This window comes from Mycobacterium sp. OTB74, from assembly GCF_029892685.1.
Lineage (GTDB): Bacteria > Actinomycetota > Actinomycetes > Mycobacteriales > Mycobacteriaceae > Mycobacterium.
On record NZ_JARXVD010000005.1, the window covers coordinates 135188 to 159562 of the forward strand.

Below are 24375 nucleotides of genomic sequence, written 5' to 3' on the forward strand. Positions count from 1 at the left end.
CGTGCCCACCGGCATGACAGGTTCATGTTGGTGGGAGGTGCGGGCGTCACATAGTTGAGGAGATACAGCCGTGGCCAAGGGCAAGCGGACCTTTCAGCCGAACAACCGCCGTCGTGCCCGTGTTCATGGGTTCCGGCTGCGCATGCGGACCCGCGCGGGTCGTGCCATCGTGTCGGCGCGTCGTGGCAAGGGCCGTCGTTCGCTGACTGCGTGATCCGGCGCAGGATTTAGCACATTGCTTCCGGCTCGAAACCGGATGACGCGCTCGACAGACTTTGGAGTCACAGTCAGCCGGGGTGTGCGTGCGGCTCAACCAGATCTGGTGCTCCATGCATTGGATGCCGGAGTTGCTTCTGACCTCTTGGGGGCAGTGCCCTCCGACAGTCCTGGCGCACCGCGCGTCGGTCTGATCGTGGGTAAGTCTGTAGGTAATGCCGTGGTGCGACACCGGGTGTCGAGGCAGCTGCGTCATGCGTGCCGCGACCTACTGGCGGATCTGCACGACGGAGAGCGAATCGTCATCCGGGCATTGCCGAAAAGCGGTGCTGCACCGACCACCCGGTTACAGGCTGAGCTGCGTGACGCACTCGCCGAGATCCGAATGAAATCCCCGAACACAGGATCCCGCAGATGAGCGGTCCTGTCACACGCGTTCTGATTTTTCTGATCGAGCTTTACCGGCACACCATGTCGCCGCTGCGGCCGCCGACGTGCCGTTTCACCCCGACCTGCAGTCAGTACGCTGTCGAGGCCCTCACCGAACATGGGCTGCTGTACGGCAGCTGGCTGACAGTAGTGCGGCTGGCCAAGTGTGCCCCCTGGCATCGTGGGGGCTGGGATCCCGTCCCCGAACGACGGTCCGCGGACGATACCGCGCAGTCAAGGAGCGATTCGCTTGTCATTTAACTGGTTCAGCCTGGACTACATCTACTACCCGGTCTCAGGCATCATGTGGCTCTGGTACAAGGCATTTGCCTTGCTCTTGGGTGAGACGAACTTCTTCGCCTGGGGACTGTCGGTGATGTTCCTGGTGTTCAGCCTGCGCGCGATTCTGTACCGGCCGTTCGTCCGGCAGATCGAGACCACGCGTCAGATGCAGGAACTACAGCCGCAGATCAAAGAACTTCAGAAGAAGTACGGCAAGGACCGGCAGCGGCTGGCTCTGGAGATGCAGAAGCTGCAGAGCGAGCACGGTTTCAACCCGCTGCTGGGCTGTCTGCCGATGCTGGCGCAAGTTCCGGTGTTCCTGGGCCTGTACCACGTTTTGAGGTCGTTCAACCGCACACAGGGCGGTTTTGGTCAGCCCCAGCTGTCGACGGCGGAGAACCGCGGACTGGGTAACTATTTCTTCAGCGCGACCGACGTGGGCCACTTCCTGGACGCCAACCTGTTCGGGGCTCCGCTGGGTGCCACCATGATTCAGACCAAGGGCCTGGATGCGTTCGCGCATTTCGATCGCTTTGCCGTGGTTGTCGTGGCGATTCCGTTGATGTTGATCGCAGGCTTCGCCACTCATATGAACAGCCGGGCGTCCGTGGCACGGCAGAGCGTCGAGGCGCAGCAGAACCCACAGACCCAGATGATGAACAAGCTGGCGCTGTATGTGTTCCCGCTCGGCGTCGTCCTCGGCGGCCCGTTCCTTCCGATCGCCATCCTGGTGTACTGGGTGTCCAACAACATCTGGACGTACGGCCAGCAGCACGTGGTGTTCGGCCGGATCGAGAAAGAAGAAGAGAAGGCCAAGCAAGAGGCTTTGGAACGTCGAGCGGCGAATGCGCCCGCGCCAGGGGCCAAACCCAACCGGGCCAAGAAGTCTGCATCGGCGGTTGCGGCAGGACCGGACGCGGCAGGCGAGTCGGGCGCCGACAGCGCCGCCGAGCCGAATTCCAACGCGAGTTCCAAGCCGGCACCGGGCGCACGCCCCAAGAAGAAACGTTGACCGGAACCGACTCGGGTAACGATCCGAGCCACGACCGGTGCAAGAGGGAGAAGGCACAGATATGACAGACACGGATACTCGGCCGGACGCCGAGGACCAGACCGCATCGCGTACGGACGATCTGGAGGAACGGTTGGTTGCCGAGGGCGAGATCGCCGGCGACTACCTGGAGGAGCTGCTCGACCTGCTCGACTTTGATGGCGACATCGATCTGGACGTTGAAGGCGACCGCGCAGTCGTAAGCATTGATGGTGGCGCCGACCTGAGCAAGCTGGTTGGCCGCAAGGGCGAGGTGCTTGACGCCCTCCAAGAACTGACCCGTTTGGCAGTGCATCAGAAGACCGGTGAGCGCAGCCGGCTGATGCTTGATATTGCGCGGTGGCGGCGGCAGCGTCGCGATGAGCTCGCGGCGTTGGGCAAGCAGGTGGCCGAGCGCGTGGCGCAGTCCGGACAGCGCGAGGAGCTGTCGCCCATGACTCCGTTCGAGCGCAAGATCGTGCACGACGCGGTGGCAGCGGTAGATGGTGTGCACAGCGAGAGCGAAGGCGTGGAGCCGTCCCGCCGCGTCGTCGTTCTACCCGATTGAGCTCAATAAATTACATCGATGTGGTTCGTCGGCGGTGTGCCGGCGGGGAGTGCGGAGGATGTTTCACGTGAAACATGACAAAGCACCGTCCCCTCCGGACACCGCCGCCGCTGTGTTTGGGGACAGACTGGAGCTGGCTGAGCGATACGCCGAGATGCTCGCCGGCCCGGGGATTGAGCGCGGGTTGATGGGTCCGTCAGAGCTGAGTCGGCTTTGGGAACGCCACATCCTCAACAGTGCCGCCATCGCCGAATTGGTGTCCGACGGCGAGCGGGTAGGTGATGTCGGCAGCGGCGCCGGTCTGCCCGGAATCCCGGTGGCGTTGGCGAGGCCCGAAGTACGGGTGGTGTTGATAGAGCCGTTGCTCCGCCGCGCGGACTTTCTTCGCGAAGTGGTATCCGAGTTGGGTCTCGATGTGACGGTCCTCCGCGGGCGCGCGGAGGACAAACCCGTCAAGGCTGCCGTGGGGGAGCTGGATGTCGTGACGTCCCGGGCGGTCGCTTCTTTGGACAAGCTGACCAAATGGAGCCTGCCTCTGCTTCGCGAAGGCGGACGCATGTTGGCCCTGAAGGGCGAGCGCGCCAGCGATGAAATCGTGGAGCATCGGCGCGTTCTCAACTCACTCGGTGCGGTCGATGTAAGGGTGGTGAAATGTGGCGTGAACTATTTGACTCCGCCCGCAACCGTGGTCGTGGCGACGCGCGGAGCGAAACGCATGGGGACCAATCGACCGGTCAGGAGCAGACGATGAATCAGCCCGATTCAGGGAATGAGATACCAGGTGTGGGTGCTCCGGCCATGCCGACCACACCCGTGAGTCAGAGCAATGTTTCACGTGAAACGTGGCAGACTCCGACAATGGACACTCCGATTGGCGCCGAGGCCGAGCGCGCAGTCCGTCTCCTCCACAACGCCAAGGGTCGGCAGTTGCCGCGGCCAGATCATCAGCGGGTGCTCACCATCGCCAACCAGAAGGGCGGCGTGGGTAAGACTACGACGGCGGTGAATGTGGCCGCGGCTCTGGCGCTACAGGGACTCAATGTTCTGGTCATCGACCTCGATCCGCAGGGCAACGCAAGCACGGCGCTGGGCATCGAACACCGCCCCGGGACGGCGTCCTCGTATGAGGTGTTGATCGGTGAGATCACCTTGGAGTCCGCGGTGCAGCGCAGCCCGCACAACGAGCGGCTGTTCTGTGTGCCGGCCACCATCGACCTCGCCGGTGCGGAGATCGAACTCGTCAGCATGGTGGCACGTGAAACTCGGTTGCGGAATGCGCTCGCAACCCTTCGCGACCACAATTTCGACTACGTCTTCATCGACTGCCCACCGTCGCTGGGGCTGCTGACCATCAACGCGCTTGTCGCCGCTCCAGAGGTCCTTATCCCAATCCAGTGCGAGTACTACGCCCTGGAGGGCGTGGGACAGCTGCTCCGCAACATCGAGATGGTCAAGGCGCACCTCAATCCGCAACTGGACGTCACTACCGTCGTCCTGACCATGTACGACGGCCGAACCAAACTGGCCGACCAGGTGGCAGCTGATGTCCGAGAACACTTCGGCGATAAGGTTCTGCGCACTGTCATCCCGCGAAGCGTCAAGGTTTCCGAGGCTCCGGGATACGGCATGACCATTCTGGATTACGACCCGGGATCACGTGGTGCCATGAGCTACTTGGATGCCAGCAAGGAACTTGCCCATCGGGGCCAGCGGGGAGTGAGGACGTAACGATGACGCAGCCACGCAAGCGCAGTGGACTTGGCCGGGGGCTGGCGGCGCTTATTCCGACCGGTGGTCCGGAGGATGAACAGCAGAACATCTCGCTGCGGATGGGCTCGGCTGCGGCCGACGTCGTCATCGGCGGGGCTCCGATTGCGCCTATCTCTCCCGCACCGATAGCGGCGGTCCCAGACGGGGTGGACGTTGTCGGCGCGGTGTATCGCGAGATCGAGCCGTCGGCTATTGAACCGAACCCACGCCAGCCGCGCCAGGTCTTTGACAACGAAGCGCTTGCCGAGCTGGTGCATTCGATCCGTGAGTTCGGCCTGATGCAGCCGATCGTGGTGCGCGAGATCCCACAGCCGTCGGGACCACATCGCTACCAGCTGATCATGGGGGAGCGGCGGTGGCGTGCTTCGCAAGAAGCCGGCCTGGCCACTATCCCGGCGATTGTCAGAGAGACCGCCGACGACAGCATGCTGCGCGACGCGCTGCTGGAGAACATCCATCGAGTGCAGCTCAACCCGTTGGAAGAGGCGTCGGCGTACCAGCAGCTGCTGGAGGAATTCAACGTCACTCACGATGAACTGGCGACGCGCATCGGTCGGTCGCGGCCGGTGATCACCAACATGATCCGGCTGCTGAAGTTGCCCATCGCGGTCCAGCGCCGAGTCGCTGCGGGCGTGCTGTCTGCGGGCCACGCCCGGGCGCTACTCGCGCTCGAGGGCGGGCCGGAGAAGCAGGAAGAGCTCGCGGCGCGCATCGTCGCGGAGGGCCTGTCGGTCCGCGCCACGGAGGAAGCCGTCACGCTGGCGAACCGGGAAGGCGACAAGCCGGCTCCGGCGCCCAAGCGCAAGCCGATCCAGATGCCTGGATTGCAGGATGTGGCCGAGCAGTTGTCGACCACATTCGACACCAAGGTGACCGTGAGCCTCGGGAAGCGTAAGGGCAAGATCGTGGTGGAGTTCGGTTCGGTCGACGATCTGCAACGAATCGTCGAATTGATGAAGACCTCGGAAAGCTGACCAGAGCGAACCAAACCGGCCGCCAAAATGCGGTGAATTGGTGCTGAAGGAGCTGATCCAAGGACACAGCACCGTTCCGTCACTGTGACGGCAGCCGAATCAATGGTTAACGTTGCCTGTTGAGGAGAAGACCGGTGCGCCAACAGCGGAGCATCAGATGTCGACGGGATCGATCAGCCCACCAGAGCGCCCGTGATTGGCCGAGCGAAAGCGGGCCGACGCCGCAGCATTCTCCTATCCTGGGAGGGCAGCCCATTTCAGAAGGGCAGTCGACGGGAGTCTTGTGACGTCACGAATCACGCCGCTGCGGCTCGAATCGTTCGAGCAGCTCCCCAAGCACGCTCGCCGCTGCGTGTTCTGGGAAGTCGATCCGTCGGTCTTGGGCGGCAACGAACATCTGGCGGATCCCGAATTTGAGAAAGAAGCGTGGCTGTCCATGGTCATGCTGGAGTGGGGATCGTGCGGCCAGATCGCGATGGCCTGCGACCCGGACAGCATCGATCCACCCGTAGGTGCCGAGGACCCGTGCCTGGGCTACGTGTTCTACGCTCCTCCACGAGCCGTTCCTCGTGCACAACGATTTCCCACCGGCCCGGTGAGTCCTGATGCGGTTCTGTTGACGACGATCGGGGTGGAGTCTGCCGAGCATGCCGATACCTTGCCGCGGGGTCTGATCGCTGCAGTAGTAGCGGATCTGGTCCGACGCGGAGTGCGCGCGCTGGAAGCCTTTGGGTGCACGCGTGAGGTAGCGGAGCTGACCGACCTGAGGTCGTTGGATCCTGAGTTGGCCGCCGTGGTGGAAACAGTCGGCGACTGCGCGGCGGAACGGTGTGTGATCGACGCTGACTTCCTGACCGATAATGGATTCAAGGTTGTTGCGTCACACCGTTATTTCCCTCGGCTGCGACTGGAGTTGGAGCAGGGTCTGGGCTGGAAGGCCGGCGTCGAGGCAGCACTGGAGCGGCTGCTGGAGAGCACCCCGCTGAAGCAGGCAGTTGGGGCAGTGGCCAGCCCAACGCTGTGCGCCCCTGAATCCGCTGAGTAGTTCGCGTGGTCTGACGGCGGAGTCGCTGTCGCGCGCGTCGGACTGAGTGCGTTGTTTCACGTGGAACATGGCCGGCGCTTATCAGTGTGACGGGGGAGCGGGGCTGCGGTAAGGCGCGTGGATCAAGGGTCTGCTAGTTAAAGCCCGCGTAATGGACCACGGCCGCATAGGCCCGGCTGTAGCGGCGTCCGTCGGGGGAGGGGACCAATAGCCAGTACAGAGCACGGCGGCGTCGCGCAGCGGACTCCTAAGCTTGAGGTGACTCAGAACGCCGAAAGGCCAGTCACCACACACGAACCGTGAAAAAGCGTGTGACAACTGGCCTTTCGGCGTTAAGCAGAGAGGTTAACTCTGAGCGGCGTGGCCGGCCTGCTCGACCGACATCTCGTGGGCAAGCAGCTCGGCGAACGTGAAAGTGCCTGTGGGACGGTCGTTTTTGCCCAACAGGTACAAACGCTTCACCGCGGCCAGGATGCCCTCGGCAATGGAATCACGGGAACCGGGGGAGGTCAGCAGCGCGCGATCGTGTGCATTGCTGACATACCCGACGTCGACCTGCACGGTGGGCATCCGGGTCAGCCGCAGCAGATCCCAGGTCCGGCCATGAATGCGACAATCGCGGAAACCAGTGCGCGCCACGACTTCTCGCTGGATGAAGTCGGCAAGGTTGCGGCCGATGGTGGACACCGAGCCGTGTGAGTTACCGAAATGGAAAGACGCGACACCGTTGGCAGCCGTGCTGGGCAACTGTGTGCAGCGCAGGCTGATCATCAGGTCGGCCCCGACGGCGTTGGCGGTATCAGCCCGCTCGGCGTCTGACGGACTCCGGCCGACCGGCCGGGACAGGAAGGTATCCATGCCGATGGCAGTCATGCGGCCTTCGAGCCGGCTGGCCAGGTCCCACAGCACGTCGGCCTCGCTGACCGGGCCGGACCGACTGGTCATGATCAGCCCGCGATCCTCACCGCCGCGGCCCGGATCGATGATGATGCGCTTGCCGGACAGCCGTGGGCCGCTGCGTCGCACCAACTCTTCCTCGCGGATGGCGTGTGGGGAGCCGCCGGTAACGCGGGACCCCAGGAAGTACAGGGACCGCAACGTCTCCGGGCCACAGATACCGTCCGGGAACAGCCCATACTCGCGTTGGTAGGACATCAACCCGTTGTGAGTCTGCAGGCCGAAGTGGCCGTCGACCATGCCGGTGTAGAAGCCGAGATCCTGCAGGCGAGCCTGCAGGGAGGCGACATCGTCGCCGTACATCGGGGCGCCGAACTGGTGAGCGAGCGTGCGAGCCCCCAGTCGGTACGAGGCCTCTTTCAGCGATCGGTAGGTGGCATCACCGACCGTGCCGTCCACCAGGAGCCCACGCTGCTGCTGGAAGGCCCTAACGGCCTGGTCCAAACTCTCGTCGAACAGATCGAGTGCGATGTGCTTGCCGGTGGTCAGGTCCGCATCGGGGTTATCCAGCAGTCCGAGTGCCGTCAGAGCCGCCCGAATCTCGGTGACCGAAGCTCCCCGGTCACCGCGACGCAGTATCGACATTCCTGGCCTTTCAGTCACGGACGCCGGGCGAGCGAACGACTACGCACCGGCGCGAATGGCTGTCTCTATTGTCGCAGACGCCTCGCGGAATCCTGAAACTTCGGCACTATGCTGCCGAAGGCTTTTCGGAGTAGTGATCGAGTAGTGATCTGGTTCAGATCGCGTCGCCGAGCTCGCGCAACAGCGCCGCCTTACCCTTGGCGCCAACCAGTCGCTTCACCGGCTGGCCGTCCTTGAACAGGATCAGCGTGGGAATCGACTGCACCTGGAAGGCACGCATGGTCTCCGGGTTCGCGTCGACGTCCAGCTTGGCCACAGTCAGCGCGCCGGCCTTCTCGGCGGCGAGCTCTTCGAGCACCGGAGCGATCATCTTGCAGGGGCCGCACCAGGTGGCCCAGAAATCGACCAGCACGGGCGTGCTGCTCTTCAGTACGTCGCTGTCGAAGGAACCGTCGGTAACGGTGACCGTCGCGCTCATGGGTGCTCCTGTCTGTGAAGGGTTACGGGCATCGGCGAACCGATGATGTCAATGCCGTTCGGCGAGCCAGCGCTCGGCGTCGATTGCCGCCGAACAGCCGCTGCCGGCTGCGGTGATGGCCTGCCGGTAGGTGTGGTCGACCAGATCGCCCGCGGCGAACACCCCGTCCAGCGAGGTGTTGGTTGTGCGTCCCTGTACCTGCACGTAGCCCTCGTCGTCGAGCTCCACCTGGCCGCGCACCAAACCCGAGCGGGGGTCGTGGCCGATGGCCACGAACACGCCAGTGACCGGCAGCTTGGATTCCTCACCGGTGACGGTGTTGCGTAGCCGCAGGCCACTGACCTTCGAATCCCCTTCCACCTCAAGCACTTCGGTGTTGGTGACGAAGGTGATCTTCTCGTTGGCCTGGGCCCGCTCCAGCATGATCCTGGACGCGCGGAACTCGTCGCGGCGGTGGATCAGGGTGACGCTGCGGGCGAACCGGGTGAGGAAGGTGGCCTCCTCCATGGCCGAGTCGCCGCCGCCGATCACCGCGATGTCCTGGTCGCGGAAAAAGAACCCGTCGCAGGTGGCACAGGTGCTCACGCCCTGGCCGATGAGCTCTCGCTCGCCTGGTGCGCCGAGATGGCGGGCCGCGGCACCCATCGCCAGGATGACCGAGTGTGCCCGGTAGGTCTGGTCACCGACGGTGACGGTCTTGACCGGTCCGGTCAGGTCGACGGCGTCAACGTCCTCCATCCGCAGGTCCGCACCGAAACGCAGCGCTTGCTCGCGCATCTCGTCCATCAGTTCAGGGCCCGTGATGCCCTCTTTGAAGCCTGGGTAGTTCTCCACCTCGGTGGTGGTCATCAGCGCACCGCCGAACTGGATACCCTCGAACACCAGCGGCTTGAGCTGGGCACGGGCGGTGTACACCGCCGCGGTGTACCCGGCCGGACCGGAGCCGATGATGATCACGTCATGCACGGTGTCTGGGGTGGTCATTTCCGCCTTTCAGCTGGCGCTTCCGGTTGCCGCGGGTCGGCACGCATATAACACCAGGGTAGGCGGCACTGTTCCCAGCCTGGTGTCGGGCCGCGACTCGGCGGGCCGCCACCGGTTACCTGCCGCCACCGCCCGCTCGCTCGATGACCGCATCGGCCACCAGACCTGCGTCCTGAGCATTGCATTTGTCGGATACCAGTAGCGCCATCACTGATGGTGTCCCGGTCCGGGGCAGCACCAAAAGGACCTCGGGCCGGCCCAGCGCCGTCACTCGCGCAGCGCCGAGTACGTGGGCATCCGAGTAGCCCAGACCCTGCAGGCACGAAGGCAGGCGGCCACTGTCGGCCAGGGTCCCCAGGTCTGCCGGCCGGGCCAGCAGGCCCAGGATCTGCTGATCGGACCAGGGCATGCCGGCCTGCCGCGGCACGGTGACCGAGGCCGCGGTGGGACCTGTGGAGATCGGGTGATCCGGAGTACTGAGCAGCTGGGCGCCACCCACGCCGATGGCCACCAGCGCGGCGGCTGAGGCCACTGCGACAGCGGGCCGTCGCAGCAGGCGCTGGGCACCGTGGCCAGTTGAATGCGGGCGTCGACCCACCACGCGGTGTTCGGGCGCCGGCGCATCGGCTGCCCGTAGTGCGGCGCCTATCCGGGCTGCGACGTCGGCGGGGATCGCCGGCGCGGTGTCCGCGCGCAGGTTGGCCACGGAATGGCGGACCTGCTCCAATGCTGCGAACTGGCGGGCGAGTTCGGGCTCGTCGCGGATGCGTCGGCGCAGTTCGGAGGCGGTGGTGTCGTCGACCAGGCCGGCCTGCAGATCGGCGAGTTGGCTCAGCGACACAGAAGCTTCAGCGGCACGGCCGCTGGCCGCGCCAGTGGACTCGGCCTGCTGGCCGTCCGATTCGTGTTCGTCGTGCAACCGGCATCCCTCCCCGCGGCACAAGCCTAATGGCCCGTCAACGCTGGGCACGGCAGCCCTCAATCGCGGTGGTGCACGAGATGGGAAAGCGACCGGGCGAGCTTGGTCCGGGCCCGGGCGCAGCGGCTCTTCACCGTGCCTTCGGGGATGCCGAGGAGCACGGCAGTCTCGGCGACGGAGTAGCCCTGCATGTCGACTGCGACGACCGCCGCCCGCTGCTCGATGGGCAAGCGCAGCAACGCGCGCTCGATGGTCATGGTGGTTTCCACCCCGGCCGCCGGATCAGCGACATGGAGGCTGGCTTCGTCGAGCACCTCGGACCGATGAAAACTGTTGCGGCGCAGGCGGTCCAGACAAGAGTTGACGACGATGCGGTACAGCCAACTGCTCACCGAACTGTCGTGGCGGAAACCCGGCGCGTGCCGGTGCGCTTTGAACAGCGCGTCCTGCAACGCATCGTCAGCGTCTTCAGGGCCGTAGCTGGTCAGCCGAGCCAACCGATACAGCTGATGGTGGTGGCGGTAGAAGAGCTCCTCGAAGGCGTAACGGTCACCGGCGACGTGAGCCGCAAGCAGCTCTGCATCTGTTGCCGGCGATCGTGGCGCCCCCCAACTACCCACATCCGAACCCTATGTGGCGGTGGAACCCGGATTCGACGGCAATTTACGTGGTCGTTGGCCTGGGCACGCTGAGCTGGGGAAACAGCTGTGAAGGGACTGTGGATAACGCGTCAGGCCGCCGCTTTGACCACGACGTTCGAAATGTCGGTCTTGCTCTTGCCGTCGACCGAACCCAACGTGGATATCCACACCAGCAGGTACGACGTCGGCGACGCATTGCTCACCGAGATGGTGTTGGGCCCGGGCTTCATGGGCGTCGGCTGGCTGAGCACCTTGGTGTCGTCCAGCGAGGCCGGGTTCGCGTTCTGCGCCGCGCGGAGCTGCATCACGGTGCCAGTGCTGGTCAGGTTCAGGCTTACCGAAGCCACCCTGGTGGCCTGCGGCAGCTGCAGCATGAGCCCGACGCCGCTCTTGAAGTTCGGGAACGGCGCGGCGTCGCTATAGGTGTCGGTTGTCCATGCCGCGCCCGGCGCACCGCTGATCGCATTGTTGGCGGTGCTGGGCGAATCGGCCTCACCGCCCGGTGAAAACACCGTTACCCCAACGGGTTTGACCGCATTGCCCGGCGTCGGTGCGGACGTGGTCGGCGAGGGGCCGCTGGTCGAGTGTGGACTGCTCAGCCCGAGCTGCTGACGGTCCAGCCCGCCGCCCACGTCGCCGAAGATGTTCTTGAGGACGGAGACCAACACCAGCAGCGCCACCAGCAGAACTGCGGCGCCGATGCCGATTCCGATCATCAGCGCCTTGCGGCGGCGAGCGGCGGCATCCTCCTCGTCCGGAGTGTCGGTGCGGATCCGGGTGGTGCGGGACTCGGTGCTGCTGATCGGCTCCAGCAGCTCGGTGCGGTCTGCGATGGCGGTCGACTGCTGCAGCAGGTTCAGCAGCGTTGGGGCAGAACGGATTCCGCCGCCCTCCTGGACCGCCCGGGCGGCAGCGGCCGAGATCTGGAACGGGATGGTGCTGTTGACCGACTGCGGTTCGACGGGCTGGCCGGCACCGTCCCGGTCGGCGGGTTGCATGCCGCTCAAGGCACCGGTTTCGGGCAATGGCCACCGGTTGATCAGCAGGGCGTAGAGCACCGCGCCGATGCCCCGGATGTCGTCCTCGGGGGTGGCCAACGCCAGGGTGGCGGGGAATGCCAGCACCACATCACCATCGATGCTGACCCGGACCCGACCCGGATGATCGATGGACAGCGCGACCCCGGCGCGGTGGGCGACCTCGGCCGCGGACGCCAGCGACTGGATGGCGCGGGCACCGCCCATGGGAGACGGCGCGGTGGCGGCCACCTCGGGCAGCGAACCGCCACGGACCCATTCACTGACCACCAACCCGCCACGTCCGAGGTACGTCACGTCCAGGATGCGGGCCAGCCCGGGAGCCTCGATACGGCTCAATTGCCTTGTGCGGTAAAGGATGTCCGCGATAACAGAGTCCGGCAGCGAGGCCTGGGGATCGATGAAGGTCAGCGCCACCTGGCGGTCCAGCGAAGTGTCCAGGGCGTGCCAGAACTGCAGGTTGGGCGGTCCGCCGTGGAATACCAGCAGGCGGTACCTTCCGTCGCCAACGAGGGCGCCGGCCCGGAGCCGGTCCTCGCCACCGCCACCGAGTTCGCCGGCGGAGACATCGGAGATGTCGGGGATGTGGGCCAACGTCGGGTCGGCGGGTGCGTCCGGTTGAAACTCGTCGGCGCCGGGCCTGGGCATCCGCGTGGTCGAGCCGTCGTCACCAGACTGCCCGGACGGCGAACCAGGTACAGCGTTGCCCGCAGGAGCGTCCGTCACCGCAAATCCTTTCCGCAGCCGGTCCGAATTGCTCTGACCAGCGTACGGGACCGAAGCCTGTGAGACCCCAGGTACCGACGAGCCCGCCGGAGCCGGCTGTGCCAGCAGGCGGACCGGGGAGCGGCCCAGCCTGCGCCGTACCAGCGCGATCGCGGCTTCGGCCTCGGGCACCTTGGCGGCCACCAACACCGCGACCATCACCGGCAGCATGATGATGCCGAGCAGCACCAGCCGAATCAGTGAGCCGGCCGCACCCGCGTTGGCGGTCAGCCGGTCCAGGCCCAGCAGCTGGTCGGCCAGATAACCCAGCAAGCCCGAAGCGAGCGAGGCGAAGATGGTGACCAGGATGGTGCGGATCACCGCCGGTTCGACGAGGCGTCCGCGATGTGGCCGCAGCTGTGACCGCAACAGCAGGTAGCCGACTATGGCACCGGCCAGGAAGCCCAGCCCGTTGGCCAGGCCAAGGTATCCGGCGACCATTTCGCGGTCGTCGGTCAGGTGCGGGGCGATCAGCGAGCCGATGATCTTGACGACGGTGATGACCACAATCAGCGCGATCGGAATCCAGGGTTGCTCGCGCGCGTAGAACACCCGAAGTTCCAGCAGCACCATCGAATACGGGATCAACGTGAAGGCGGACAGGGTGATAGCCATGCCCAGATACCCGGCGTCGGTGGCACCGAAATGGCCATAGGCGAACAGCGCGGTGCCGATCGCCGGGCCTCCGACGGTCATGAACGCCACGATCGGGATCAACGTCAGCATGGTCAGTCGGGTAGCCAGCGAGAAGTCGGCCAGCACGGCGGGATTGTCGTTGGCCGCGGCGTTGCGGGACAGCCGCGGCATGACCACGGTCAGCACGGTGACGCCGATCATGCCGAACGGCAGTTGCAGCACCAGCCAGGTGTAGTTGTAGATTGCCGGGCCGGAAGCCGCTGCGTGGCTGGCGATTTGATTGCCGACGATCAGGCCGGCCTGACTGATCAGGACGTACAGCATCATCGCGGTGGCCATGGTGCCGAACTTCTTGATCCGCTTATCGATGCCCCACAGCGGACGCAGGTCCACCCGTTCGCGGAGCAAGGCCACCAGAAGCATGCCCGCCTGCGCGACCACACCGAGCGTGGTGCCGATCCCGAGCACCAACAGTTTGGCGTTGCCCATCTTCACCGGATCGACCGAAAGTTCTCCGGGGACAAGCACATATACGCCCAGCGTGAGGATGGCGACGACGTTGTTGACCACCGGTGCCCAGGCTGTCGGGGCAAAGATGTTGCGGTTGTTCAGGATTGCCATGTAGACCGAGGTCAACCCATAGAAGATGATCTGCGGCAGAAGCAGATACGCGAACGCGGTGGTGAGTGGCTGATTCACCTGCGGGTCGCCGCCGAGCATCAGCCGCACCAGCAGCGGGGCCGCTGCCACCGACAGCACCGTCGTCACCAGCAGCAGTGCGGTGGCCAGCGTCACCAGCCGGCGCACGAAGGCGGCGCCGTGGTCGGGGTCGTCGCGTTCGGCGCGCGCCAGTACGGGCACGAAGATGGCGGTGAACGTCGCCTCCAACACCAGCGCGGCCACCATGTTCGGCAGCTGGTTTGCCACCGAGAACGAACTGGACAGGGCAGCGCCGAGAATGGCGGCCAGCAGCACGATCCGGAAGAACCCGGTGATCCTGCTGATCAGGGTGGCGAAGGCCATACCCCAGGACCGGGAGACCACCGCGGCATCGGACAGTTCCTGGCGGGGCGGCGCGGGTTGGGCGTTCGCGTCGGGCCGGGTCATGTGTCCTCCGGCGCGTGGGCGATCGCTACATCAAGCGGATCGGGCCGGTGACTGGAGTGGTCGTGGTCGGCGTGCCGGGTGGGTCCGTGCGGGCCGGGGTGAATGATGGGCCGGTCGAGGTCGGCTCGGTCGGGCTGGCCGCGGAACCGGTGCCACAACCGTCGTCCGGCCAGCAGTACCAGGACCGCGCCGGCTGACAGGGTGATAAAAAACAGCACCTTGCCGTAGGCGTTGGAGTGCACCGACAGTCGCACCGGCTCGCCCAGCGCCAGCCCGTCGGCGGTGCGCAATGAGACATCGACCGCCACCCGCTGGGTGAAGTGCACTTCGATGGGTACCCGTAGCGGCAGATACCCCGGTGGCAGCTCGATCTCACCCATGTCGGTGACCGTCATGCCGGGTGGCGCGTCGATGGCCAAGCGGACCCGGATGGGTACCGGCAGGTCATTGCGCAGCGCCAGTGGCAGTGGGCTGCGTTCGGTTGCCAGCGTGTAGGAACCGCCGGGGTTGACCACCGTGACGGACTGGTACAGGTCGTTGACCGAGTTCTCGGTGGTGGTGACCCGCTGCTGGGCCGACGCGTCGCGGATATCCAGCGGCACCGACTGGCTCAGCGCCCGGAGCATGTCTTCGCGAAGCGGAGCAGTGAACTGATCGCCGGTGAGCCCGGTCTGGGTGTCAACGGTCAGGGCGGCGTTCAGTCCCCAGATCCGGTCGGTGACGTTGCCGATGTGCTCGGTGATGGCGTCGGAGACATGAGATCGCGGGTCGCCGCTGCTCTGGGTGGGCGATGGCTGTACAGAATCCGCGGGTAGCGCGCGGGTCTGGTTGATCAAATCGGGCAGCGACAGCGGTGTGGCCAGCCCGGCGTGCATGGCGGTGGCGACTGCGGTCAGGACGGCCTGCGCGTCGTCCGGGGCGAGGTCCCAGGCGAATGGGGGCATCAGGACCTGCGTGCGGGGCTCGGTATCGGGTGACAATCCGCGCCACAGCACCGCGGCCATCGCGTCTTGGCGGCGGGCCACCTCAGAATCGTGTGCCAGCGGCACCTTCAGCGCCGGATCCAGGTAGCCCGGCGCGATGGGAACCCGGCCCGCCGCGGCCAGGGTGGCGGCCACAGCGGGATCGAAGTGTGCCGCGGTCACCTTGGCCGAGTAACGCTTCGGGGAAGTGTCGGCAGCCGTGGACTCACCGGACTCACCAGAGTCGCTGGCAGGTGCCACAGCGATCGCGACTGTTGGGTCGGGCTGTCCGGACAGCAGTTGAACCGCTTGCGCGGTGAGTGGGCTGTCGCCCAACAGGGTTGCGCCGGGTACCGAGGTGATGCCGAGGATCTGGTTCACGATGGGCCCGGCCTCGCTGGTCGCGGTGCCGTTGAGGCCGGCGTCGCCGACCTGCTGCAGTGCCCGCAGGTCGGCCTGGGCGTACACCGTCGGCGTCACGCACAGGTGCTGGGCCAGGGTGCGTAACCGGCCCAGCCAGTTGATCGCCGCCTGCTGCCCAGCGCCAGGGTGGGTGGGGGAGTTCAGCGCCGCGGACGGGTCGTCGGCCACCACGTAGCCAGCCGTCATGGCGTTGACGGTGATCAGCAGGTCGGGGTCGACGGCCAGGCAGATTGCCCGGCGGACCGGCCCGCCCGGGTCGACCGGATCGCTGGTGGCGAAGTCGGCCGCCGACAGCAGTGTGTCCAGCCGACCGCCGTTGGCCAGCGAGGTGGCCAGGTCGTCGTCGGTCAAGCGAACGGGCGTGGTGCGGCCGGGCACCCCGGCGGCCAGGCGTGGCCGGTCGGCCAGCGGCCACAGCAGCGTGGTCTGCACAGGATGCGCGGTGTCAGGCGGGACCAGCCCGCCCAGCGGCGCCGACGGATTGACAGAGGTGTCTGCATTCTGAGCGGAGCCGGCCGGCACGCCGAGCACGGGCAGCAGGAAGCGGGCGTCATCGAGGCGGGCGGCGGAGCCGTAGTCCGGGGTGCCGTTGACGTTGACCAGTAGCGGGTATACCCCGGGTTTGTCGATGTCGAGTGCCTGCGCTCGGGCTGAGCGCACCGGGTAGGACAACCGGAAAGGCACACTTTGGCCGGTCGCGAGCTCCGGGGACACCGTGGTGAAGTCGCCGACTGCCGAATAGTCGGAGGGTTCGCCGCTGAGCGTGGTGCGCAGCTCCGTCGACTTGCTGAGTGCGGCGGCGTGTTCCAGGCGGACCATGACGTCGTGCACGGTCCGGTCGCCGACATTGCTCACCGTGCCGGTGACCGTGACGGTCGGCTCGCTGGTGGTAGTCACGACGTCGGGGGTGACGTGGTCGATCCGCAGTCGCAGGAAATTGGTGGGGGCAGGCTGGCCGAAGGCCGGCTGCGGCATTGCCGGTGAAACGAACAACAGCAGCAGGACGGCGACCCCGAGGATCCGCAACAGATGTGCCGGCCAGGCTGCCGACCGGGCGTTCACGAACCTGGACCGCAGCCGTTCGCGCGGCGGCCGGGCTGGGGATGGGCGGAGTCGTCTGTGCGAGGGTTGCGGGTGCGCGAGTGGGTCTGGGGCCGGCGCCGCGGTGTCGTACGCGGCAACGGCGGTAGGCCCCCTGGTCCGTCGGCATGAAGTTTGTCGATCAGTTCACCGGCCACCTCGGCGAGCTTGCGCTCGTCGGCATAGGCCAGACGCGAGGGCAGCTCGCGCAGCGGCACCCAGGCCACCTCCGTGACCTCCACGTCGTCGTCGGATAGTTCGCCGCCTAGAAACCGCATCAGGTAATGGTGCACCGTCTTGTGCACCCGGCGCCCCTCGGTGACAAACCAGTAGTCGATGCTGCCCAACGCGGCGAGCACACTGCCTTGCAGACCGGTCTCCTCGGCGACCTCCCGGATGGCGGTCTGCTCAGCGGTCTCGCCCATCTCGATGTGGCCCTTGGGCAGCGACCACAACATGCGGCCGCGCCGGTCTATACGACCGATGAGCGCGGCCTTCTGCGTGTCCTTGGGCCCGTCCAGACCGTCGATCACCAGGCCGCCGGCCGAGGTTTCGTGCACCGTCCGCAACCGTTCCGGGGTCCGGCGGCTGGGATGCGGCTTGCGATCGGCTGACGCTGTCGGGGACATTGACGAAGTAGAGGACGGGGCTGGGGCAGCCTCGGCGCCGGTAGCGTCCGGGTGCGGATTCGATTCGTTCAGTGGCGTGTCGTCGGGGGATGTACCGGCCGAGCGTCGACCGCGGCGCCGACCCCGGCGCCGTCGTGGTTGGGCACGCTCGCCTTCCGACACCCAAGCGATAGTAGTTGTCGAGCTTGGAGGGCCTGGCCCCACTCGCCGGTCAGTGGCCCAGTTGTGACCGCTCCGCGATGCGTCCCACGGTTGGTTGCGGTGGGTTGAGGTGCTCGCTTCGGAATGTCAGGACAGGCACATTAGGCTTGTTGGACGTGCCGAACGACGCGAGTGCCGATGCCGGATCTGAGCGGAGCGACCCGACGACATCGGAGCGGAGCCTGCGGAGCGACCCGACAACGTTGCTGACTGCCGCTGCGGTCGCATTGAACAGGCATGCGGACTTGCTGACCGACCTGGGTCGGGTATTCGCCGACGCCGGTCATGAGCTCTACCTGGTGGGCGGCAGCGTTCGTGACGCGGTGCTGGGCCGCTCGCTGAACGACCTGGACTTCACCACAGACGCCCGTCCGCACGAGCTACAGAAGATGCTGCGTGGTTGGGCGGAAGCCTTGTGGGACACCGGAATTGAGTTCGGCACCATCGGCGCTGCAAAGGCCGGCCAGCGAATAGAGATCACCACTTTCCGCGCCGACAGCTACGACCAGGTGTCACGCAACCCCGAGGTGGTCTTCGGTGACCGGCTCGAGGACGACCTGGTGCGCCGCGACTTCACCGTCAACGCAATGGCGGTGCGGATCGATCCGACGCGGCCAGGTGGCATCGGCGAGTTCCACGACCCGCTGGGTGGACTGACCGCGCTCCGGGACCGGGTGCTCGATACGCCGTCGGCACCGCAGGTGTCGTTCGGTGACGATCCGCTGCGCATGCTGCGCGCCGCGCGGTTCGTCTCTCAGTTGGGGTTCTCGGTGGCGCCCCGAGTGCTCGAGGCACTGATCGAGATGTCGCTGCAGCTGGGCCGGATCACCGCCGAGCGGGTGTCGGCCGAGTTGGACAAGCTGATTCTGGGTACGGACCCTGTCGCCGGTATCGACCTGATGGTGCAGACCGGCTTGGGGGACGTGGTGCTGCCCGAAGTCGGTGCCATGCGGATGGCGATCGACGAGCACCACCAGCACAAGGACGTCTACCACCACTCGCTGACGGTGCTGCGGCAGGCCATAGAACTGGAGGAGCCCGAGAGCGGGCCTGATCTGGTGTTGCGCTGGGCGGCGCTGCTGCACGACATCGGCAAGCCGGACACTCGGCGCCACGAGCCCGACGGGGGAGTGAGCTTCCACCACCACGAGGTGGTCGGCGCGAAGATGACCCGGAAGCGGATGCGCGCGCTGAAGTACTCCAAGCAGATGGTCGACGACGTATCCCAGCTGGTCTACCTGCACCTGCGATTCCACGGCTACGCCGACGACCGCGGCACCGGCAAGTGGACCGACTCGGCGGTGCGCAGGTACGTCACTGACGCCGGGCCGCTGCTGAGCCGGCTGCACAAGTTGGTGCGTGCCGACTGCACCACCCGCAACAAGCGTCGAGCGACACGGCTGCAAGCCAACTACGACGGCTTGGAACAGCGCATCGCCGAGCTGGCCGCCAAGGAGGATCTGGCGCGGGTACGGCCGGATCTGGATGGCAACGAGATCATGCGGATTCTCGATATTCCGGCGGGTCCGCAGGTCGGCGAGGCGTGGCGGTTCCTCAAGGAGCTGAGGTTGGACCGCGGCCCGCTGGACCATGACGAGGCGATCGCCGAGCTCAAAAAATGGTGGAACGCACGTGGCTGACCCTGCGTCTAATCGGGTATGGATTTCTGCCTGAGTGACGGGGACGGGTCGGCATCGTGGTGGCCGGCTCAGTTGTCGGTGGATGTGGACGGGGACGGCACCCTTGACGGGGTTCTGTTGGATGTCGACGGCGACGGGCTGTTCGACGATGCCCTGGCCGATCTCGATCATGATGGCCTGGCCGACCATGCCGTGATCGACATGGGCTCGAATGGGCCGCAGTTCACTGACGACGGGTCGGGCACCTGGACGGTCGGCGGTGCGGGACTGCGCTGGTTCGGGCTGGACGGCGTCGAACACAACGGCGGGCCGTTGATCGACTTCGACGGTAACGGGGTGGCCGACGACAGGTTGATTGATACCGACGGCAACGGTCTGGCTGACCGGGTGCTTACCGGAGCGCAGGCCTACGTCGACATCGACGGTGACGGGCGTTGGGACATCAAGTTGTCCGACACCGACGGGGACGGTGCCGCCGATTCGACGGGTGCGGTCGAGCGCCCTTGACTCTGCGCCCACGTTGCTCGCCACTCGACATCCTTCCGCGTGGATTCAAAGTCAACGCCGAAAGGCGCCTAACCCCGGCCCTTCCCCGGCGGACCAGCGAACGCCTGCGCAATGGTGAGCCACTGGGCGGCGTCGTCGCCAACGGCCGTCACATCCAGATCTCGCAGTGCCCGCCGCTGGGTGACCAGCAGGCAGAAGTCTTCGGCCGAACCACTTACGCGCTGTGTGGCGTCGTCCGGGCCCCAGGTCCACACCCCACCGCCAGGTGCGGAAAGTTCCACGTGAAACACGTCGGTCGGCGGAGTCAGTTCGTTGACGGTGTAAGCGAAATCCCTAGTGCGCACGCCGATGTGGGCGATCGAGCGCAGCCGGTCGGTGGGCTCGCGCCGCACTCCGAGGGCGTCAGCGACGTCGACGCCGTGCGCCCAGGTCTCCATCAGCCGGGCACTGGCCATCGAGGCCGCGCTCATCGGCGGCCCGAACCAGGGCAGCTTGCGGCCGGGTTCCACAGTCAGAAGCGACTCGTGCAGGCGGTGTCGGGTCGTGCGCCACTGCGCCAGCAGATCGGTAGGCGGAGTCTGTGCCAGTTCCTCGGCGGCCGCGTCGACGAACCCGGTCGGGTTCTTCCAGGCCTCGGTCAGAAGCTCGGCGAATCCGTCCTCGTCGGTCACCGACACCACGGCGACGCGGTCGGTCCACCACAGGTGCGCAATCTGGTGCGCAATGGTCCAGCCCTCGGCCGGGGTGGCACGTGCCCAGTCGGCGGCCGGCAGGTCGGCGACCAGACGGTCCAGATCGTCACTTTCCGCGTGGAGGTCTGCGATCACATTCGCAGCAGCGTCAGCCATGGCTGAACATTAACCCGCGAGATTCGGGGCGCCGCGTCCGAGCGCCGCGTGCGCGGCCAGCCCAAGCACGTACACCGCGGCCCCGCACGCTATCAGCGTCGATGAGCGCCCGTCCGCCGGAATCACCGACGCCGAAGCCGTGATCGCGAGGATGAAGGCCATCCAGAACAGCGAGTCCTGCACGGTGAAGACGTGGCCGCGGAGAGCGTCGTCAACGTCGAGCTGGATCGCCGAGTCCGCGCACAGCTTCACCACCTGACCGGCGGTGCCGAGCAAGAAGCCGCTGCCGATCATGATAGGCAGGTCCAGCCCGACGCAGGCGAGCTGCAGCAGCACCGCGAATGCCAGCGCACCGTTGGCGGTCGCGTAACGGCCCCAGCGTCGGACCATCGCCGGAGTCAGGACGTTGGCAGCAAAGGAGCCCAACCCAGCCGAGGCGACGAACAACACAACCACACCGAAACCGGCGACGTTCTGAGCGTTGCCATGCCGCACGAGGACGAGCACCACCAGGGTGTTGATGCCGAACACCGCCCGATGCGCGGCGAGGCCACTGAGCGTCGCCGCCACGCTGCGTACGGCAGCCACCGAGCGCAGGCCGTAGCCCCAGCCCGTCACCACCACGTACAACACCGAGCCGTGCACGGCGCGCACGCTGTCGTCGGGTCCCAGCATGTGCGGGTGAATCCGCACCGCCAGCCACAAAGCAAGTAGCACAGGGATCCCCGACAACCAGATCGTGGCGGCGCCCGCGTGGTCGCCGGCGCCCAACGCCCAACGTGGCAGCAGCATGAAGTTGGCGCCGAGGAAAGCTGCCACCGCACCCAGCGCGGTGGCTACCGAGTTCATCGACACCACTTCGTGTTTGGGCACCACGTGCGGCAAAGCCGCAGACAGGCCCGACGAGACGAACCGCGTGAACCCGTTGACGATCAGCGCCCCGAACAGCACGGGTCGATCTGGGGCCCCGACGGCGAACAGCGCCCCGACTCCGATGAGCAGCACGAACCGCGCCACGTTGGCGACGATCAGGACCTGACGGCGGTCCCATCGGTCGAGCAGGGCGCCGGCGAACGGACCCAATAGCGAGTACGGCAGGTACAGAGCGGCGAAGCTTCCTGCGATGGCCCACGGGGTGGGCGCACGCTCCGGACTGAACAACAGCGCGCCCGCAAGCCCGGCCTGAAACAACCCGTCGGCGAATTGGCTGACGACGCGCATTTCCAGCAGCCGACGGAACTCGGGCAAGGCCCGGACCGTCTGCAGAACGGCGACGTGTGCGGGTGAGTCAGTCACGTGAAGATTCGTGGTCCTGGGGTGGAGTGGGCTGACCGAGATCGGGCAGTCGGCTCCACAGTACAAATATCGATGAGGGTGTGTTCGATGGTCACGGATGCCGGACGTCAGTGCCATTATGGACTAGTGGCGCACTCAGAGGATCCGGAAGATTTCATGCGTGGCCCGGATGCCCCTGCCACGCCCCGAATACGCGCGGGGACGCTGCTGCTGGCCAACACCGATCTGCTCGAACCGACGTTCCGACGCAGTGTCATCTACATCGTCGAGCACAATTCCGGCGGCACGCTGGGTGTGGTGCTGAACCGGCCGAGCGAGACGGCTGTCTACAACGTGTTGCCGCAATGGGCAAAGCTGGCCACCAAACCCAAGACCATGTTCATCGGCGGTCCGGTCAAACGCGATGCCGCGTTGTGCCTGACGACGTTACGGGTCGGCGTGGACGTGGGGACGGTGCCAGGGCTACGGCACGTGCAGGGGCGTATCGCGATGGTGGATCTGGACGCCGACCCCGAGATGATCGAGGCGTTCGTGGAGGGCGTCCGAATTTATGCCGGCTATTCCGGTTGGTCGGTGGGCCAGCTGGAGGGCGAGATCGAGCGCGAAGATTGGATCGTGCTGTCCGCACTGCCGTCCGACGTGCTGGTCGAGGCTCGGGTTGATCTATGGTCCCGGGTGTTGCGCAGGCAACCGTTGCCGCTTGCGCTACTGGCTACGCATCCGATCGACGTGAACCGAAACTAATCGCAGGACAGCGTGCAGCTGGCGCAGCTGCCGCCACAACCTTCACCGGCCGCGGCGTTCTCGCGGGCGAGCATGCTGGCTCCGGCCTTCGCGCCCTGGTAGCAGCCGGCCGCGAGGGTGCTGACCGCACCAAGGACGCACACGGCGAGCACCGTCACACCGGCATTTCCGGGTGCGGCGAGAGCGCCGGCACCACCGGCAGCCAGGATGACGGCCGAGGCCAATTGGATTGGGGCAATGGACCGCAACACGGTGGGAACCGGGCCGTCGGAGGCCGGCCGGCGCAACGACCAGAGGCCTACGGCTGCGGTCGCGACGGCCGCGCACAGGCACAGCACGGCGGCGATCAGCATGCGGGTAAGAGTACGGGGTGTCCCGTCGGCTGGCCCAAGCGGCTGGTTCGCAGTATGGGTCTCGCCAGGTCAGTCAGCGCGTCAGACCGACCGGCACACCGGGGACCGCGGGCGCGGCCGGGACTGCGGCTGCGCGGGCTGGTGCGGGAGGTGCTGCTGGGGGTGCTGGTGGGGCAGGAACGGCGGGCGCCGGCGCGCCTGGCGCGCTGACCCGGAAGCCGTTGACGATGGCGTCGGTGGCGGCGCCGGTGGCCACTGACACCTGTGCACTGGTGGTCACTGACAGCGTCACCAGGTAGCGGTCAGTCCCGGACATTGCAACGACGTGCCTGCGCGAGGTGTTCAGCGTCAGGTTGTTCTCGCGGTAGGTGCCTTCGATGACCGAGGAAGGCATGCCACCCCAGTCCGCCATCGAACCGTCGGTGGAGCGCCACGCAGTCTGCTGCTGGCTGTCGATGAAGCCGTGGCTGATCGCTTCCTTCGGATCGAAGTCGCCGACCAGCTTGTAGACCTGCAGTGCGGCGTTGGGCGTGTACAGCCCGTCGCCGCCGGAGCGGTCGGCGATCACGGCGAATGCGTCGGGCACGTTGGGATCGGGAACGGTGCTCCAGCCGGTGGGCATGGGCAGCACGATGTTCAGCGCTGTGAAGCCTGCCGCGGTCTGGCGTTGCAGGGTGACGTTGTGGGCGTGGAAGTAGTCCGCGATGGTGCCGGAGGCGGCCGGGGCAATGGTCGGTGGTTGCGGGGCCGGTGCGGGCGGCGGGACGGCGGCCGGCTGCGGAAGGGCCTGGGGCAAGCCGGCCGGTTGAACGGCGGGCACCGCGGGAGTTGCGGCCAGCCCCTGGACGGGGGCAGGAGGTGCGGCGACGGGGGCCGGGGCGGGTGCGGCCTGGACGGCGAGAGGTGCGGTGACGATCGGGGCCGGCTGCGGTGGCGGCGGGACCAGGGGCTGGGCCGAGGCGGTGTTCCCCGCGAAGCTGACGACGCCCGCCAGACCTGCGGCGACACCTCCTGCCAGAAGCCGCCAACGGCGGACGTTCGTGAACATTTGACGCCGATCCTTCCCGGTTCACTGGTAGCTCTGGGCAGACAGTAATGTCGGCCGACATTTGCCGAATAGGGGCGACGCGCACTTGCAACCGTGCTCTGATCGCACTGCAACGGAACCGAGACCAAGGCTGATCGGCTGGCGTGGTGCAGGTCGCTCGCGGTCCGTTGACTACCCTGTTGCCGTGAGTGAATCCCCGAATGCGCAGGCCAACGCGCGTC

Annotated in this window: 24 protein-coding genes; 12 read left to right on the forward strand and 12 right to left on the reverse strand. The window is 66.3% G+C overall.

The features are described 5' to 3' along the window. Positions 1 to 70: 70 nt before the first annotated feature. The 9 genes from rpmH (at position 71) to M2432_RS09990 (ending at position 6314) form a co-directional block, all read left to right on the forward strand. Positions 71 to 214, forward strand: a complete 144-nt coding sequence (gene rpmH, locus M2432_RS09950; protein ID WP_073695092.1) for a 50S ribosomal protein L34 — start codon at positions 71 to 73, stop codon at positions 212 to 214. A 21-nt stretch (positions 215 to 235) separates the two neighbouring features. Next, positions 236 to 634 (forward strand): ribonuclease P protein component, encoded by a 399-nt coding sequence (rnpA, locus tag M2432_RS09955; protein WP_280826630.1) that lies wholly within the window; start codon positions 236 to 238, stop codon positions 632 to 634. Further along, on the forward strand, positions 631 to 906 hold the full coding sequence (yidD, locus tag M2432_RS09960) for a membrane protein insertion efficiency factor YidD (protein WP_280826631.1): 276 nt from the start codon (positions 631 to 633) through the stop codon (positions 904 to 906). The genes rnpA and yidD overlap by 4 nt, the downstream gene beginning before the upstream one ends. Continuing rightward, positions 896 to 1939, forward strand: a complete 1044-nt coding sequence (gene yidC, locus M2432_RS09965) for a membrane protein insertase YidC (RefSeq protein ID WP_280826632.1) — start codon at positions 896 to 898, stop codon at positions 1937 to 1939. Before yidD ends, yidC begins: the two co-directional genes overlap by 11 nt. A gap of 61 nt (positions 1940 to 2000) precedes the next feature. Continuing rightward, a complete protein-coding gene (locus M2432_RS09970; protein ID WP_280826633.1) occupies positions 2001 to 2525 on the forward strand; it encodes a R3H domain-containing nucleic acid-binding protein in 525 nt (174 codons plus the stop codon). A gap of 58 nt (positions 2526 to 2583) precedes the next feature. Next, complete coding sequence (gene rsmG, locus M2432_RS09975; protein WP_280826634.1) at positions 2584 to 3276, forward strand: 16S rRNA (guanine(527)-N(7))-methyltransferase RsmG; 693 nt, start codon at positions 2584 to 2586, stop codon at positions 3274 to 3276. 47 nt (positions 3277 to 3323) lie between these two features. Next, on the forward strand, positions 3324 to 4253 hold the full coding sequence (locus tag M2432_RS09980; RefSeq protein ID WP_280826723.1) for a ParA family protein: 930 nt from the start codon (positions 3324 to 3326) through the stop codon (positions 4251 to 4253). A 2-nt stretch (positions 4254 to 4255) separates the two neighbouring features. After that, positions 4256 to 5269, forward strand: a complete 1014-nt coding sequence (locus M2432_RS09985; RefSeq protein WP_280826635.1) for a ParB/RepB/Spo0J family partition protein — start codon at positions 4256 to 4258, stop codon at positions 5267 to 5269. 283 nt (positions 5270 to 5552) lie between these two features. Beyond that, positions 5553 to 6314 (forward strand): acetyltransferase, encoded by a 762-nt coding sequence (locus M2432_RS09990; RefSeq protein ID WP_280826636.1) that lies wholly within the window; start codon positions 5553 to 5555, stop codon positions 6312 to 6314. A gap of 345 nt (positions 6315 to 6659) precedes the next feature. Here M2432_RS09990 and M2432_RS09995 read toward each other — a convergent pair whose 3' ends face one another. The 8 genes from M2432_RS09995 to M2432_RS10030 all read right to left on the reverse strand — a co-directional run bounded on the left by M2432_RS09995 (position 6660) and on the right by M2432_RS10030 (position 17679). Continuing rightward, complete coding sequence (locus M2432_RS09995; protein WP_280826637.1) at positions 6660 to 7856, reverse strand: N-acetylmuramoyl-L-alanine amidase; 1197 nt, start codon at positions 7854 to 7856, stop codon at positions 6660 to 6662. A 154-nt stretch (positions 7857 to 8010) separates the two neighbouring features. Beyond that, positions 8011 to 8334, reverse strand: a complete 324-nt coding sequence (trxA, locus tag M2432_RS10000) for a thioredoxin (RefSeq protein ID WP_280826638.1) — start codon at positions 8332 to 8334, stop codon at positions 8011 to 8013. A 48-nt stretch (positions 8335 to 8382) separates the two neighbouring features. After that, positions 8383 to 9318: a thioredoxin-disulfide reductase gene (gene trxB, locus M2432_RS10005; protein ID WP_280826639.1), complete on the reverse strand. Its 936-nt coding sequence runs from the start codon at positions 9316 to 9318 to the stop codon at positions 8383 to 8385. A gap of 115 nt (positions 9319 to 9433) precedes the next feature. Further along, positions 9434 to 10237 (reverse strand): hypothetical protein, encoded by an 804-nt coding sequence (locus tag M2432_RS10010; RefSeq protein WP_280826640.1) that lies wholly within the window; start codon positions 10235 to 10237, stop codon positions 9434 to 9436. A gap of 59 nt (positions 10238 to 10296) precedes the next feature. Further along, entirely contained in the window at positions 10297 to 10857 is a 561-nt protein-coding gene (gene sigM / locus M2432_RS10015) for an RNA polymerase sigma factor SigM (protein ID WP_280826641.1), read from the reverse strand. Between the two features lie 110 nt (positions 10858 to 10967). Further along, on the reverse strand, positions 10968 to 14423 hold the full coding sequence (gene murJ, locus M2432_RS10020) for a murein biosynthesis integral membrane protein MurJ (protein WP_280826642.1): 3456 nt from the start codon (positions 14421 to 14423) through the stop codon (positions 10968 to 10970). Next, positions 14420 to 16783, reverse strand: coding sequence for a hypothetical protein (locus M2432_RS10025; protein WP_280826724.1), 2364 nt, complete (start codon positions 16781 to 16783; stop codon positions 14420 to 14422). Before M2432_RS10025 ends, murJ begins: the two co-directional genes overlap by 4 nt. A gap of 83 nt (positions 16784 to 16866) precedes the next feature. Further along, positions 16867 to 17679, reverse strand: a complete 813-nt coding sequence (locus M2432_RS10030) for an NUDIX hydrolase (protein ID WP_280826643.1) — start codon at positions 17677 to 17679, stop codon at positions 16867 to 16869. A 221-nt stretch (positions 17680 to 17900) separates the two neighbouring features. On the opposite strand from M2432_RS10030, the gene M2432_RS10035 reads away from it, so the two are divergent. Beyond that, positions 17901 to 19358: a CCA tRNA nucleotidyltransferase gene (locus M2432_RS10035; protein WP_280826725.1), complete on the forward strand. Its 1458-nt coding sequence runs from the start codon at positions 17901 to 17903 to the stop codon at positions 19356 to 19358. An 18-nt stretch (positions 19359 to 19376) separates the two neighbouring features. Further along, entirely contained in the window at positions 19377 to 19865 is a 489-nt protein-coding gene (locus tag M2432_RS10040; protein ID WP_280826644.1) for a pullulanase, read from the forward strand. A gap of 68 nt (positions 19866 to 19933) precedes the next feature. On the opposite strand, the gene M2432_RS10045 is transcribed toward M2432_RS10040, so the two are convergent. Both M2432_RS10045 and M2432_RS10050 read right to left on the reverse strand, forming a co-directional pair. After that, entirely contained in the window at positions 19934 to 20713 is a 780-nt protein-coding gene (locus M2432_RS10045) for a TIGR03084 family metal-binding protein (protein WP_280826645.1), read from the reverse strand. A gap of 9 nt (positions 20714 to 20722) precedes the next feature. After that, positions 20723 to 22009, reverse strand: a complete 1287-nt coding sequence (locus tag M2432_RS10050; protein ID WP_280826646.1) for an MFS transporter — start codon at positions 22007 to 22009, stop codon at positions 20723 to 20725. 87 nt (positions 22010 to 22096) lie between these two features. Here M2432_RS10050 and M2432_RS10055 point away from each other — a divergent pair, with 87 nt between their 5' ends. Then, positions 22097 to 22753 carry a YqgE/AlgH family protein gene (locus M2432_RS10055; RefSeq protein WP_280826647.1) on the forward strand — a complete coding sequence of 219 codons (657 nt, stop codon included), beginning with the start codon at positions 22097 to 22099 and terminating at the stop codon, positions 22751 to 22753. Here the strand turns inward: M2432_RS10055 and M2432_RS10060 are convergent. Both M2432_RS10060 and M2432_RS10065 read right to left on the reverse strand, forming a co-directional pair. Then, positions 22750 to 23106: a hypothetical protein gene (locus M2432_RS10060; RefSeq protein ID WP_280826648.1), complete on the reverse strand. Its 357-nt coding sequence runs from the start codon at positions 23104 to 23106 to the stop codon at positions 22750 to 22752. The genes M2432_RS10055 and M2432_RS10060 overlap by 4 nt on opposite strands. 73 nt (positions 23107 to 23179) lie before the next feature. Next, on the reverse strand, positions 23180 to 24154 hold the full coding sequence (locus M2432_RS10065) for an LpqN/LpqT family lipoprotein (RefSeq protein WP_280826649.1): 975 nt from the start codon (positions 24152 to 24154) through the stop codon (positions 23180 to 23182). Positions 24155 to 24375: the final 221 nt, after the last annotated feature.